The following is a 14,432-nucleotide window of genomic DNA, read 5'->3' as shown; positions in this document are numbered from 1 at the left end:
TCAGAATCGAGAAATTACTTGGATTCCACGACAAAACGCGGGAAGGCCAGGTCGCCCGCGTACCGCCCGGCATCACCCAGGGCCTCCTCGATGCGCAGCAGCTGGTTGTACTTGGCGACGCGCTCGCTGCGGGCCGGGGCACCGGTCTTGATCTGTCCACAGCTGCAGGCCACGGCCAGGTCGGCGATGGTGGTGTCCTCGGTCTCGCCACTGCGGTGGCTCATCATCGACTTGTAGCCGGCGTTGTGTGCCAGCGCAACGGCGTCCAACGTCTCGGTCAGCGTGCCGATCTGGTTCACCTTCACCAGCAGCGCGTTGGCTGCGCCACGCTCGATGCCCTCTTCCAGCCGCTCCGGGTTGGTGACGAACAGGTCATCACCGACCAGCTGGACGCGGTCACCGATGGCGGTGGTCAGGGACACCCACCCGTCCCAGTCGTCCTCGGACAGCGGATCCTCGATGGAGACCAGCGGGTAGGCATCCAGCAGCGAGGCGTAGAACTCAGCCATCTGCTCGGCGGTACGGGTCTCCTTCTCGAAGGCGTAACCCTTTCCGTCCGTGTAGAACTCGGTGGCGGCCACATCGAGAGCCAGGGCCACATCGCTGCCGAGCTTCAGGCCGGTCGCGTCGATCGCGATGCTGATCAGGTCCAGCGCTGCCTTGGTGCCGGCCACGTCCGGGGCGAAACCGCCCTCGTCGCCGAGGCCGGTGGACAGGCCCTGCTTCTTGAGCACGCTCTTGAGCGAGTGGTAGACCTCGGCGCCCCAGCGCAGCGATTCCTTGAATGTCGGTGCGCCGATCGGGGCGACCATGAACTCCTGGACATCGACACCGGTGTCGGCGTGTGCGCCACCGTTGAGGATGTTCATCATCGGCACGGGAAGGATGTGGGCGTTCGGGCCGCCGAGGTACCGGAACAGGGGCAGCGCAGCGCTGTCGGCCGCCGCCTTGGCCACGGCGAGGGACACACCGAGGATCGCGTTGGCGCCGAGGCGCGACTTGTCCGGGGTGCCGTCCAGGTCGAGCAGCGCCTGGTCGATGATCCGCTGGTCGTCGGCTGCCTGGCCGATCACCGCGGGGGCGATCTCGTCGAGCACGGCCTCCACGGCCTTCTCGACGCCCTTGCCGCCGTACCGATCGCCACCGTCACGCAGCTCCACGGCCTCGTGCTCACCGGTGGAAGCACCCGAAGGAACCGCTGCGCGAGCGAAAGTCCCGTCCGTCAGAGCGACCTCGACCTCGACCGTCGGATTGCCCCGGGAATCGAGAATCTCGCGGGCTCCGACCTGTTCGATGATTGGCACTTGCGGTCTCCCTTGCGTCACGGTCTCGTGCGAACGCCCATCAGCCTAAACGGTGCGGCGCAGCGACGTTCGCAAGCTCCTACAGGTGCCGGCCATCGGCATACGCGGTGGCCCAGTCCCGAACGGCCCGCGCGTAGTCATCGGACATGTTGTAGGCCCGCAGCGCCTCCATCCAGCCGTGCACGGTGGCCAGGTTCTTTCCCCGGTAACACAGATATCCGGCCGCCGACAGCGCCGCATCGTCGATGTTGTCCGGGCTGGGCAGGCCGGTGTTGTTGGCGTCCACGCCGTACAACTTCCAGGTGTCCGGGATGAACTGCATGGGCCCCATTGCCCGGACGACTGCATCATCGGTGTCGAGCTTGCTGTCGTCGCTGTCCGGAATCCGCAGGTTGTTCATGGTGCCGTCCAGCGGTACCCCGCGGATCGGTGGCGTGACGTCACCGTTGGGCCAGATCTTGGCACCGTGATAGGTGCCGTGATGGCTCTCCACCATGCCGATGCCGGCCAGCGTGGTCCAGGCGATGTGGCAGTTGGGGTTCTCCACCTCGGCCACGCGAGCGGCGTATGCGTATGCCTCCAGCGCCAGCAGCGGGATACCGGTACCGGGTGCGATCTGCTGGGCCCAATCCCGCAGTTGTTCAGCGCCGCGTCCTTTGACGTGGGTGCTGATCTTCGGGACCGGGGCGCCGGCCGGCGGCGGCACACCCCGCAAGGTGCCGCTGGTCCACGAACAGCTCGAGGCCAAAAGCAGGGCTGCCGCGGCGATAACCGCAACAGCCCTCAGCCAACGCACTCTCGCCACCGGACTCCCCACACCCACTACTTCTCGAAAACCATCGTCGCATGCCGCGCGGACTGGTCCCGGCACGCGAGTCCGCGCCTGCGACCATCCTGTGTCCAACCTCAAGATCCGCTGTTAAGGTGGCCTTACCTTGCTTTGGCAAGGCAACCCTGAGCTGAATATTAAGTAGAACTAAGGACCACCGATGAGCACCGCTTTCCCGATCTCGGTGTCGATCATGGCCGCGAGCTCAGATATTTCCTCACAGCTTTTCGGCAGCATGCTCATCGGGCTACGCGAAGGCCTTGAGACCGCGATTGTCGTCACAATACTGATCGCCTTCCTGGTCAAGTCCGAGCGGCGCGACGCACTCAAATGGGTCTGGCTGGGTGTCGGCGCCGCCATCACCATGACCGTCGGCGTATTCCTGACCATTCAGTTCAGTGAGAACACGGTCTCCGGGCTGGCCGCCGAAGCGATCGCCGGGGTCTCCTCCCTGATCGCGGTCGCCATCGTGATCACCATGGTGCTGTGGATGAAGCAGGCCGCCGCCTCCATCTCCGGTGAATTGCGCACCGGCATGGACCGGGCACTGCAAAGCGGCGGCTGGGCCGTGGCCAGCCTGGCTTTCCTGGCCGTCGGACGCGAAGGCGTGGAAACCGCCCTGTTCATGGTCGGCTACGCCGAGGCGGCAACGGCATGGCCGCTGGTCGGACTGCTCGTCGGCGTGGTGATCGCCAGCGCGATCGCCTACGGCATGTACGCCGGAGCGGTCCGCATCAACCTCGCCAAGTTCTTCTCCTATACCGGGGTGTTCCTGATCGTCGTCGCCGCCGGGATCCTGTCGTACGGAATCGGCGCATTGCAGACCGTCGGGTGGCTGCCCGGCCTGGGCACCAAAGCCTTTGACGTCACCGGCGCCTTCAACTGGTCGGCCTGGTACGGCGAGGTCATCCGCGGCGTCCTCAACCTCACCCCGACGCCTACCGTGCTGCAGTTCGCGGCGTGGCTGACCTGCATCGTCGTCGTACTCGCACTGTTCCTGCGGCCGAACAAACCAGTAGCCCAAGCAAGTCCTGCCGATACGGCGTCAACCCCGGAAAGGTCCACCACGTGAAGCTCCACGCACTGAACGCCGGCACGGCAGTTCTCGCCGCCGTACTGGCCGGGACGGCCATGACGGCCTGCGCCCCGAAGGAGTCTGCCAATTCGGCCGGCGACAAGGGCCAGGCCGACGCGATCACGGTGGACGCCTCCGACAACGGCTGCAAACTGTCGGTGGCACAGGCCAACACCGGGCCCAGCACCTTCGTCATCACGAACAACGGCTCGAAGGTCACGGAGTTCTACGTCTACGGCGCCGGCGACCGGGTGCTGGGCGAGGTGGAGAACATCTCCCCCGGCCTGCAGCGCAAGCTGATCGTGCAGCTGGGCGAACCCGGCACCTACGTCACCGCTTGCAAGCCGGGCATGATCGGCGACGGCATCCGCGGCAACTTCACCGTCACCGGCAACGCCGTCAACGTCGGCACCGACGCCAGGTTCAAGCAGGCCGCCGACGGCTACAAGAACTACGTCATCAGCCAGCTCAACGAGTTAATCACCGCCACAACGGCTTTCACCGACGCCGTGAAGAAGGGTGACATCGCCGGAGCCAAAACGGAATACCCGAAGGCCCGGACCTACTACGAGCGCATCGAGCCGGTGGCAGAGTCGTTCCCCGACGACTTGGACCCCCGCATCGACCTGCGCGAAGCCGACCTGCAGGCCGGCCAGAAATGGACCGGCTTCCACCGCCTGGAGAAGGACCTCTGGGTGACCGGGCTGCAGCCCGACACCAACGCAATCGGCGACCAGCTGGTCGCCGACGTCAAGGAACTCGACGCCGGCGTGAAGGATCCCAAGTGGACGATCGACCCGACCCACATCGCCGGCGGCGCCCAGGGACTTCTCGACGAGATCGCCAAGACCAAGATCAGCGGTGAAGAAGACATCTTCAGCCACACCGACTTGTGGGACTTCCAGGCCAACGTGGATGGCTCGCGGACCGCGGTCGGCTCGGTGCGACCGATCCTCGACGCGCGCGACAAAGCCCTGGGCGCGCGTGTCGACGCGGCCTTCGCCACCGTGCAGAGCCTGCTGGACAAGTACCGCCAAGGCGACGGTTTCGTTTCGTATGACAAGGTCACCGAGCCTGAGCGCCAAGCCCTTTCGCAGGCGATCGACGCACTGAGCAAGGAAGTCAGCCAGGTGCAGGGTGTCATCGCCCAGCGGTAGCGAGACCCCGGCGCCCACCGACCCCGAGTCCGCACCGGCCGAGTCGGTACGTCCCGGCCTGTCGCGGCGCAAGCTGTTCGGCGCCGCCGGTGTGACGGCCGCGGTTGTCGGCGCGGCCTCGGCGGGCGCCATGGCCGGCCGGTCCGCGGCCGCCGGCGTCGACCCCGGCTTTCACAAGCCCGTGCCGTTCCGCGGGCGGCACCAGGCGGGCATCGTCACCGCCGCCCAGGACCGCATGCATTTCGCCGCTTTCGACGTCACCACCGACCGCCGCGATGCAGTGGTCGCGATGCTCAAGCAGTGGACGCAGATGGCCGAGCGGATGACGCAGGGCCAGGAGGCCGTCGAGCACGGTGCGCTGGGCCTCAACCCTTATTCGCCGCCCTCGGATACCGGTGAGGCACTTGGCCTCCCGGCTTCAGCGCTGACGCTGACCATCGGATTCGGGTCAGGCTTCTTCCGCAAGGACGGGGTGGACCGGTTCGGCATCGCGTCCAGCGCCCCGGCGCACCTGGTCGACCTGCCCAAGTTCCGCCACGAGAAGCTCGACCCGGCGCGCTGCGGTGGCGACATCGTCGTGCAGGCCTGCGCCAACGATCCTCAGGTGGCGGTCCACGCGATCCGCAACCTGGCCCGCGTCGGTTTCGGTACCGTCGCGGTGCGCTACTCCCAACTGGGGTTCGGGCGTACCTCGTCGACCACCCGAGACCAGGCCACGCCGCGGAACCTGTTCGGGTTCAAGGACGGAACGGCGAATCTGAAGGCCGAGGACACCGCGGCCATCGACAACCACGTGTGGGTGGGCAGCGGCGACGGGCCGGACTGGCTGACCGGTGGCAGCTATCTGATCAACCGCCGGATCCGCATGCTCATCGAACCCTGGGACCGCACAACGCTCATGGAGCAAGAGCGGGTGATCGGACGACAGAAGGGCAGCGGTGCCCCCAACGGATACACCGACGAGTTCGCGCCGCTCGATTTCCAGAGCAAGGGCGCCGACGGCGACCCGATGATCGACGTCGACGCACACGTACGACTGGCCTCCCCCGAGCACAACAACGGGGTGCAGATCCTGCGTCGCGGATACAACTTCACCGACGGTTCAGACGGTTTCGGGCACCTCGACGCGGGCCTGTTCTTCATCGCATTCGTGCGTAACCCGGCCACCCAGTTCATCCCGATGCAACAGCAGTTGTCCATGCACGACGCCCTCAACGAGTACATCACCCACACCGGCAGCGGCATTTTCGCCTGCCCGCCCGGGGTCGGAGAGGGCACGTCGGACTACTGGGGCTCAAGCCTGTTCGCCTGAGTCACACTTTGCGGCCCGAACACACGTCCGGGCCGCAAACTGTGGGTGCGGGTACTACTGAGACTCGGTTCGCTCGGGCGAACCCGGCGCCTTGGTGGAGTGGGTGTAGAACGCGAACGCAGAAATCGCCGCGACGGCACCGATGACACCCCAGATCGCGACCTGAATGACCAAGGTCCCGAACAAGAAGTCGTAGGCGACGCTCAAGTAGAGCGCCCATGCCACCCGGTACGCCGACCACAGTGCGAGCAGCCCACTGCTGATCGCGATGATCCGGCTCTGCTGGCGGTCAAAGCGGTTGATGTGCTGCTCCAAGACTGCGGGCACGATCTTCACGGTGATTCCTCTCGTCGGACGCCGCCTGATCGACGTCGTTGGAGCAATCACACCGGCAGCGGTCCGCTACCGATCCCAAGAATCGGTCAGTCAGCCCCTTCGGCGGGCCAGTGTTCCCGCCACTCTTGTTCGGATACTTCGCCCAGAGCCGCGGTACCCAATTCGGCCGGCAGCTCGGTACCGCGGGCCGCGGCCACCGCACCCTCGGCCGCACGCACGGTATCCATGAAGTGCAATGCCACTGCGCGCAAAGCACTTTCGGCATCAGAACCGACGGTCAGCGTCACCGACGTCAGCTCCGCGGGCACCAGATCGGCGGGCACCCCAGCAGCACGCACCCGATCAAGCAGCTTCTGCGCCAGCGCCAGCGCCGGCTGCGCGGTCGGTACCTCGTCCACGCACGACGCCCGGGACGCCTTCTCCAGGGCTTTGCGCCGGTCCCACTCGGCGATCTGGTCCTCAAGCGAAATCGACTCGCCGGCAAGGACGGCCGGCAGCCGGTTGCCCAACTTGCGGATCAGCGCCTCGGCGACATCGTCGATGCCGAAGGGATGCAGAGGTGCCTCTTCGGCGACCCGCGCGTGAAAAAGCACCTGTAGCAACACATCACCGAGCTCGTCGCGCACCTCGTCGGCATCGCCCCCGCGGATCGCATCGAACAGCTCGTAGGTCTCTTCCAACAGATACCGCCGCAACGAGTCGTGGGTCTGCTCGCCCTCCCACGGCCCATCGGTGCGCAGCCGGTCCATCACCGCCACAGCGTCGATCAGCCGCTCCCCCGCAGGCGCGTCGCCGGCTGAGATCAGCTTCTCGCCGGCGGCCAGCCGCGACTGCACTTCGGGGTGCGTCGGGTCTGAGGACAGCAGCACATCAGCCGGCTCACCGCCGTACGCCGCACGCGCCGACGGCAATGACCACAGCACCTTCACCGGAAGCTCTTCGGTGTACTGCACATCGCCGGCCAGCAGGCCCAAGGCGTCGATGGGTACCAGTGCGGGACGGCGTGGGTCGACCAGGATCACGGTCATAGCGACTGCCCAGCCCCGCTCACGGCGCCACCTCCCAGGTCGGTTATATCAATTTCGCTGGCCGGACGCCCATCAAGTGTCAGCAACAGCCCGGCCACGGCGCGGGCCAGTTCCAGATCGCGGATCCGTGGAGCTCCGACATTGGCGCCGGCCCGCGGAATCGGTATCTGCACCGTCGAGGTGGTCGCGCGGTACGCCGCGCCGGGATACATCCGCTTGAGCCGCAGCTGCCCGGAGTCCTGCAACGTCAACGGCGCCACCCGAATGGTCGAGTCGGAGATGGCGCTGACCTCGGTGACGCCGTAGCGCCGACACAGCAGCCGCAGCCGGGCCACCGCCAGCAGACGCTGAGCCGGCTCGGGCAGCGGGCCGTAGCGGTCGACCAGTTCTTCGACCACGGACGCCACCGCGGCGTCATCGGCGGCCGCGGCCAGGCGGCGGTAGGCCTCCAGGCGCAGTCGATCGCTACCGATGTAGTCCGGCGGCAGGTGCGCATCGATCGGCAGATCGACCCGAACCTCCTTCGGTTCTTCCACGGCCGCAATGGTTTTCCCGTCGACCGCCGCCCGGTATGCCTCCACGGCTTCACCGACCAGCCGCACGTACAGATCGAAGCCGACCCCGGCGACGTGCCCGGACTGCTCGACGCCGAGCACGTTACCGGCGCCGCGGATCTCGAGGTCCTTCATCGCGACGGCCATCCCGGCGCCCAGATCGTTGTTCTGCGCGATGGTGGCGAGGCGGTCATGCGCGGTCTCGGTGAGCGGAACCTCAGGCGGATAAAGGAAATACGCGTATCCACGTTCCCGGCTGCGGCCCACCCGGCCCCGCAGCTGGTGCAACTGCGACAGGCCGAAGGTGTCGGCTCGCTCGACGATCAGCGTGTTGGCATTCGAAATATCAAGGCCGGTCTCGACGATGGTGGTACACACCAGGATGTCGAATTCCCGGTTCCAGAAACCTTCGACGGTACGTTCCAGCAGTTCCTCGGGCATCTGCCCGTGCGCCACCACCACCCGGGCCTCGGGCACCAGCTGTCGTACCCGCGCGGCCGCGTTGTCGATCGACTTCACCCGGTTGTGGATGTAGAAGGCCTGCCCGTCGCGGAGCAGCTCACGCCGCAGCGCCGCCGCGACCTGCTTGTCATCATGCGGCCCAACGTAAGTCAGCACCGGGAACCGTTCCTCGGGCGGCGTCAGGATGGTCGACATCTCCCGGATGCCGGCCAAGCTCATCTCCAGCGTGCGGGGGATCGGCGTGGCACTCATGGTCAGCACGTCGACGTGGGTGCGCATCGACTTGATGTGTTCCTTGTGCTCGACGCCGAAGCGCTGCTCCTCGTCGACGATCACCAGGCCCAGATCTTTCCAGGTGACGGCGGTCTGCAGCAGCCGGTGGGTACCGATCACCACGTCGACCGAGCCGTCCTTCAAACCCTCTATCACAGCGCGTGATTCAGTGGGATCGGTGAATCGCGACAATCCTTTGACGGTGACCGGGAACCCGGCCATCCGAGCGGCGAAGGTCTGCAGGTGCTGATCGGCAAGCAGGGTGGTGGGAACCAGCACCGCGACCTGCTTGCCGTCCTGCACCGCTTTGAACGCCGCGCGCACCGCGATCTCGGTCTTGCCGTAGCCGACGTCGCCACAGATCACCCGGTCCATCGGAACCGGTTTCTCCATATCGGATTTGACCTCGGTGATCGCCGTCAGCTGATCCATGGTCTCGGTGAAACCGAACGCGTCCTCCATCTCGGCCTGCCACGGGGTGTCCGGGGCGAACGCGTGCCCGGGTGCCGACTGCCGTTTGGCGTACAGCGCCACCAACTCCGAGGCGATCTCACGAACGGCCTTGCGCGCCTTGGTCTTCGTGTTGGTCCAGTCACTGCCACCGAGACGACTGAGGGTGGGTTCCTGACCACCGACATAGCGGGACAATTGGTCCAGCGAGTCCATCGGCACGTACAACCGGTCCGAACCGCCACCGCGCTTGGCTGACGCGTACTCCAGCACCAGGTATTCGCGGCGGGCGCCACCGACCACGCGCTCGGTCATCTCGACGAACTTGCCGATGCCGTGCTGGTCGTGCACCACCAGGTCGCCGGCGGTCAACGCCAGCGGATCGACGACGTTACGCCGTTTGGCCGCAAGCCTTTTGCCCTCGGTAGCGGTGGCACGGTTGCCGGTCAGATCAGTCTCGGTGATGACCACCAGGTTGACGCCCGGCAGCACCATGCCGTCGTGCAGCGGACCCTTGAGTACGCCGACGACACCGACCGTCGGCACCGCGCCCGGCTCCAACATCGTTGCCGCAACATCAGATTCGCAGAGCTGTTCGACGACCCGGTGCGCGGTTCCGGTGCCCGGGGTCACCACGGCGGCCAGGCCACCGGTCGCCAGGTGGGCGCGCAGCATGGCGAAGATCTCGTCCAGGCTCTGCTGAGAGCGAGCCGACGGCGCCGGTCGTACGTCCACCTCGGTGCCGGATTCGGTCGCGAGCTGACTCAGGGTCCACCACGGATGTCCGGCCGCCGCAGCGGCCTCACGCACTTCGGTGAACCCACGGAAACCTGAACCACCAAGGGCCTCAACGTCGATCGGCGCATTGCCGCCCAGAGCCGCCACCGACCACGATGCCTCCAGGAATTCCTGGCCGGTCTTGAGCAGGTCGGCGGCGCGGGTGCGAACCTTCTCCGGGTCGCAGATCAGCACAGGTGAACTGTCGGGCAGACGGTCGGTCAGCAGCGCCAGGTCACCGGGGCGCAACACCGGCAGCAGTGCCTCCATGCCGTCGACGGGGATGCCCTCGGCGAGTTTGGTCAGCATGTCGCGAACGCTGCCGGTCACCTGAGATTCAGCCGCGGGCACCGGTCCCATATCGGCGGCCAATGCCGCCGCCCGCTGGCGAACCTCGTTGGTCAGCAACAACTCTCGACACGGCACCGCGATCACGGCCGCGACCTCGATCTCCGGGATCGAACGCTGGTCGGCCACCGAGAACATCCGCATCTCGGAGACCTCGTCACCCCAGAACTCGACCCGCACCGGATGTTCGGCGGTCGGGGTGAACACGTCGAGAATGCCGCCGCGGACCGCGAATTCGCCGCGTTTGCCGACCATGTCGACCCGCGTATACGCCAATTCGACCAGCCGCTCGACGGTCGATTCGAAGTCCGCCTCGGCGCCGACCGACAGGGTCACCGGGTCGATGTCCACGCCACCGGCCAGCGGTTGCAGCAGCGAGCGGGCCGTGGTGACCACCACTCGCAGCGGCGGACCGAGACGGGAGTCCTCGGGCAGGGCCAGTCGACGCAGCACGGTCAACCGCGCACCGACCGTATCGACGCCGGGCGAGAGCCGCTCGTGCGGCAACGTCTCCCAGGACGGAAACACCGCCACGGCAGCGCCGTGCACGGCCCGCAGTTCGGCGGTCAGATCCTCGGCTTCCCGGCCAGTGGCAGTGACCACCAGCACCGGGCCGGCCGCGGCCAGGGCCGCAGCCACCGGCAACCGGGCGTTGGACGGACCCACCAGCGCCTGCCCGGCGCCGCCGTCGGCAGCGTGACGGGTCAATTCCTGCAGGCCAGGATCTGTCAGTGCGAGTTGGATGAGCCCCGCCAGCGGGGTCTGAACTGGTTGGTGCCCCGGGGAGGTCATGATGTCGCCGATTGTAGTTCGCAGGACTTCGTCAAGATTGGCCGCCGTCCCATCAAGGGATCGTCAACGCCGTGCTCACCGGTCAACTGCGAGCGCAGGGTGAAGGCATGACATTGCTCGACATATTGCCGTCCTTACGTTCGGTCACCCATCCCCGCATCGACACCACGATCTGGCCGCTGACCACACACGTCGACGAGTTGGGACGGCTCTGCGTCGGATCGGTCGCGCTGACCGATGTCGCCGACCAATTCGGCACGCCCGCCTGCATTCTCGACGAGGCCGACTTCCGCCATCGCGCGCAGCAGTACCGCACTGCGCTACGTGGCGTCGAGGTCGCCTACGGAGCGCGGTCACTGCTGACCACCACGGTGGCCCGCTGGGTCCACGACGCCGGACTGGGCATGGCGGTCTGCTCGGCTGCGGAACTGGCCCTGGCACTGGCCGGCGGCATGGATCCGGCACGGATCGTGCTGCACGGACGCGCGAAATGCGCCGACGAACTGGCGCTGGCGGTCCAAGCCGGCATCGGCCGGGTGGTAGTGGACTCGCCGATCGAAATCGCCTATCTGGCCGGGCTCACGCGCACCACCCAGTCGGTGCTGCTGCGGGTGACACCCGGGGTGGACGTGGCGCCGACCGTGCAGCGGGCGCTGGCCGTCCCGACCATGCAGGTGGCCGGGTTGTACTGCGGTCTGGGTTCGCAGATCGCCGATCCCGAGGTGTACGTCGACGCCGTGCGACGCCTGGTCGCCACCATGGCCGACATCCGCTCAGCCCACGGGGTGGTGCTGACCGAACTGAACATCGGCGGCGGGGAAGCGATCGAGCTGGACCCCGACGAGCTGGCCGACTTCTTGGAGGACGCGCTGGACGCGGCCTGCGCAGCCGAACGATTTCCGCGGCCCCGGCTGGTCATCGAGCCGGGACGGGCGATCAGCGCCCGGGCCGGTGTGACGGTGTTGCGGGTGCAGTCGCTGACCACCCGGACCGACGGGCACGTGCTCGTGGCCACCGACGGCAATGTGAGCGGCGACATGAAACCCCCCGTGGCTCTTGCCAATCGGCATCCCCTCGGCCCGACCTGCCGCTCCACCGTGACCGGCCGCGACAACCAGACGATTGCCGAGGACATCGCCTTGCCGGCCGATCTGCACCCCGGCGATCTGCTCGCGGTGGCCTGCAGTGGCGCCTACCAGAACCCCAACTACGCGACGACGACCCGTCCACCGGTGGTCGCGGTATGCGACCGGCAGGCGCGGGCCTTGGTGCGGCGCGAGAACGTGGCCGATCTGCTGTTACGCGACTGCGGCTAGGTTGGCGCCGCCTCGGCTATGCCTGAAACCTCACCATCCCCGGGTCATGCGACCTGAGGTCGTCAACAAGTGCTGACATTGTCAACATTTGTTGACGGCTTCCAGCCGGACACGTTGCCGGACTCTCGCCATGGGCAGGCGCTACCCCTCGTGCAGCTCCGGGTCGGATTCCAGGTGGGTCAGTCCGTTCCAGACCAGGTTGACCAGATGTGCAGCCACCACTTCTTTCTTGGGCTCACGCACGTCCAGCCACCACTGCGCGGCCATGGACACCGACCCGACGCAGGCCTGGGCGTACAGCGGCGCCAGTTCGGGGTCCAGCCCGCGGCGGGCGAAGTCACCGGCCAGGATCGAGGCCACCTGGCTGACGGCGTCGTTGAGCAGGCTCGAATACGTGCCCGAGGCGATGGACGCGGGAGAGTCGCGGATCAGGATGCGGAACCCGTCGGTGCGCTCCTCGACATAGGTCAGCAATGCCAGCGCCACCCGCTCGACCCGAACCCGCGACCGGTTGTTGGTCAGCGATGAGGTGATGCCGTCGAGCAGCGCGGACATCTCGCGGTCGACCACGACGGCGTACAGGCCTTCTTTGCCGCCGAAATGCTCGTACACCACCGGCTTGGAAACATTCGCCCGCTGAGCGATCTCCTCGACGGAGGTGGCGTCATATCCGCGTTCGGCGAACAGCGATTTGGCGATCTCGATCAACTGCTGGCGGCGTTCGCCGCCGGTCATGCGGGCCCGCGGGTTGCGGGCCCCGTTCTCCGACGCGGCCATGGAAGCCAGCGTATCGGCTTGCACTACAGTCTTTGACGAGTAATCCGTCGTGGTGTAATCGGCAGCACCTCTGATTTTGGTTCAGATAGTTCAGGTTCGAGTCCTGGCGACGGAGCAAGACGAATGCCCTTGAACGGTGACGAGAGAGGCACACGTGACCACACGAGGCGAAGCGGCCGTCATCATCCTGGCGGCCGGATCCGGCACCCGGATGAGCTCGGACGTCCCCAAGGTCCTGCACACCCTGGCCGGACGCAGCATGCTGGCACACGCACTGCACGCGGTGACCAGGGTGGACCCGGCGCACCTGGTGGTAGTGGTCGGCAAGGAACGCGAGCGGGTCACCGCGGCGGTGCATGAGATCGCCGACGGCCTCGGCCGCACGGTCACCGTCGCCATCCAGGAAGAACAACTCGGTACCGGGCACGCCGTCGGCTGCGGACTGTCCGCCCTGCCCGACGATTTCGCCGGCACCGTCGTCGTCACCGCAGGCGACGTCCCGCTGCTGGACGCCGACACCCTGGCCGACCTGGTCGATACCCACGCCGCCGCGACCGCGGCCGCCACTGTGCTGACCACCACCGTGGACAACCCCACCGGATACGGGCGCATCCTGCGCACCCAGGACCACGAAGTGATCGGCATCGTCGAGCAGGCCGACGCCACCGAGTCTCAGCGGGCCATCCGCGAGGTGAACGCCGGCGTCTACGCCTTCGACACCACGGCCCTGCGCTCAGCGCTGAGCCGGCTCCGTTCGGACAATGCCCAACAGGAGCTGTATCTGACCGACGCCATCTCGATCGTGCGCGGCGACGGACAGATCGTCCGGGCCCAGCACGTCGACGACAGCGCACTGGTCTCCGGCGTGAACGACCGAGTGCAACTGTCCGACCTGGCCGGGGTACTCAACCGCCGGATCATCGCCAAGCATCAGCGCGCCGGCGTCACCGTCATCGACCCCGCCACCACCTGGATCGACGTCGATGTGAGCATCGGCCGCGACACCGTCATCAAGCCGGGCACCCAGGTCCTCGGCGCCACCGACATCGGGGCGAACTGCGTCATCGGGCCGGACACCACGCTCACCGATACGGAGGTCGGCGACGGCGCCACGGTGATCCGCACCCACGGTGAGCTGGCCGTCATCGGTGCCGGCGCCACGGTCGGCCCGTTCAGCTACCTGCGCCCCGGCACCGAGCTCGGCGCCGACGGCAAGCTGGGCGCTTTCGTCGAGGTCAAGAACTCCACGATCGGCACCGGCACCAAGGTGCCGCACCTGACCTATGTCGGCGACGCCGAGATCGGCGATTACAGCAACATCGGAGCCTCCAGCGTCTTCGTCAACTACGACGGTGAGTCCAAGAATCGCACCCGGATCGGTTCGTACGTGCGCACCGGGTCGGACACCATGTTCGTCGCCCCGGTGACTGTCGGCGACGGCGCCTACACCGGCGCCGGAACCGTGGTCCGCGAGGACGTTCCGCCCGGCGCGCTGGCCGTCTCGGCCGGCGACCAACGGATCATCGAAGGCTGGGTGGAGCGCAAACGACCCGGCTCCGCGGCCGCAGAAGCAGCCCGCAAAGCCCGCCAATCCGACGGCTGATGTTGGCTTTCGCGTAACCCGGCAACGCGCACCGGTTAC

At 67.0% G+C, this 14,432-nt stretch carries 11 protein-coding genes and 1 tRNA gene; 6 read left to right on the top strand and 6 right to left on the bottom strand.

What is annotated here, in order from left to right:
• Positions 1-14: 14 nt before the first annotated feature.
• Together eno and ABIA30_RS12460 are read right to left on the bottom strand one after the other, a co-directional pair.
• Positions 15-1,304 carry a phosphopyruvate hydratase gene (gene eno, locus ABIA30_RS12465; protein WP_370065662.1) on the bottom strand — a complete coding sequence of 430 codons (1,290 nt, stop codon included), beginning with the start codon at positions 1,302-1,304 and terminating at the stop codon, positions 15-17.
• A 79-nt stretch (positions 1,305-1,383) separates the two neighbouring features.
• On the bottom strand, positions 1,384-2,109 hold the full coding sequence (locus ABIA30_RS12460; RefSeq protein ID WP_370065660.1) for a lytic transglycosylase domain-containing protein: 726 nt from the start codon (positions 2,107-2,109) through the stop codon (positions 1,384-1,386).
• Positions 2,110-2,293: 184 nt separating this feature from the next.
• Here ABIA30_RS12460 and efeU point away from each other — a divergent pair, with 184 nt between their 5' ends.
• The 3 genes from efeU to efeB are packed head-to-tail and all read left to right on the top strand — an operon-like array spanning position 2,294 to position 5,677.
• Positions 2,294-3,205 (top strand): iron uptake transporter permease EfeU, encoded by a 912-nt coding sequence (gene efeU / locus ABIA30_RS12455; protein WP_370065658.1) that lies wholly within the window; start codon positions 2,294-2,296, stop codon positions 3,203-3,205.
• Between the two features lie 59 nt (positions 3,206-3,264).
• Positions 3,265-4,365: an iron uptake system protein EfeO gene (gene efeO, locus ABIA30_RS12450; protein ID WP_370066302.1), complete on the top strand. Its 1,101-nt coding sequence runs from the start codon at positions 3,265-3,267 to the stop codon at positions 4,363-4,365.
• Positions 4,346-5,677 (top strand): iron uptake transporter deferrochelatase/peroxidase subunit, encoded by a 1,332-nt coding sequence (gene efeB / locus ABIA30_RS12445; protein ID WP_370065656.1) that lies wholly within the window; start codon positions 4,346-4,348, stop codon positions 5,675-5,677. Before efeO ends, efeB begins: the two co-directional genes overlap by 20 nt.
• Before the next feature lie 54 nt (positions 5,678-5,731).
• Here efeB and ABIA30_RS12440 read toward each other — a convergent pair whose 3' ends face one another.
• The 3 genes from ABIA30_RS12440 to mfd form a co-directional block, all read right to left on the bottom strand.
• A complete protein-coding gene (locus ABIA30_RS12440; RefSeq protein ID WP_370065654.1) occupies positions 5,732-6,013 on the bottom strand; it encodes a hypothetical protein in 282 nt (93 codons plus the stop codon).
• 86 nt (positions 6,014-6,099) lie between these two features.
• Positions 6,100-7,041, bottom strand: a complete 942-nt coding sequence (locus tag ABIA30_RS12435) for a nucleoside triphosphate pyrophosphohydrolase (protein WP_370065652.1) — start codon at positions 7,039-7,041, stop codon at positions 6,100-6,102.
• Complete coding sequence (mfd, locus tag ABIA30_RS12430) at positions 7,038-10,697, bottom strand: transcription-repair coupling factor (protein ID WP_370065650.1); 3,660 nt, start codon at positions 10,695-10,697, stop codon at positions 7,038-7,040. The genes ABIA30_RS12435 and mfd overlap by 4 nt, the downstream gene beginning before the upstream one ends.
• A gap of 107 nt (positions 10,698-10,804) precedes the next feature.
• Between mfd and ABIA30_RS12425 the strand changes: the two genes are divergently transcribed.
• A complete protein-coding gene (locus tag ABIA30_RS12425; protein WP_370065648.1) occupies positions 10,805-12,013 on the top strand; it encodes a diaminopimelate decarboxylase in 1,209 nt (402 codons plus the stop codon).
• A gap of 141 nt (positions 12,014-12,154) precedes the next feature.
• Here the strand turns inward: ABIA30_RS12425 and ABIA30_RS12420 are convergent, their stop codons facing one another.
• Positions 12,155-12,748 carry a TetR/AcrR family transcriptional regulator gene (locus tag ABIA30_RS12420; RefSeq protein ID WP_370066300.1) on the bottom strand — a complete coding sequence of 198 codons (594 nt, stop codon included), beginning with the start codon at positions 12,746-12,748 and terminating at the stop codon, positions 12,155-12,157.
• A gap of 85 nt (positions 12,749-12,833) precedes the next feature.
• Here ABIA30_RS12420 and ABIA30_RS12415 point away from each other — a divergent pair.
• Both ABIA30_RS12415 and glmU read left to right on the top strand, forming a co-directional pair.
• Positions 12,834-12,905 (top strand) — tRNA-Gln (locus tag ABIA30_RS12415).
• A gap of 39 nt (positions 12,906-12,944) precedes the next feature.
• Positions 12,945-14,393 carry a bifunctional UDP-N-acetylglucosamine diphosphorylase/glucosamine-1-phosphate N-acetyltransferase GlmU gene (gene glmU, locus ABIA30_RS12410; RefSeq protein ID WP_370065646.1) on the top strand — a complete coding sequence of 483 codons (1,449 nt, stop codon included), beginning with the start codon at positions 12,945-12,947 and terminating at the stop codon, positions 14,391-14,393.
• Positions 14,394-14,432 lie beyond the last annotated feature (39 nt).

Source organism: Mycobacterium sp. MAA66 (assembly GCF_041261665.1).
Taxonomy (GTDB): domain Bacteria; phylum Actinomycetota; class Actinomycetes; order Mycobacteriales; family Mycobacteriaceae; genus Mycobacterium.
This window is presented reverse-complemented; position numbering and strand designations above follow the sequence as displayed.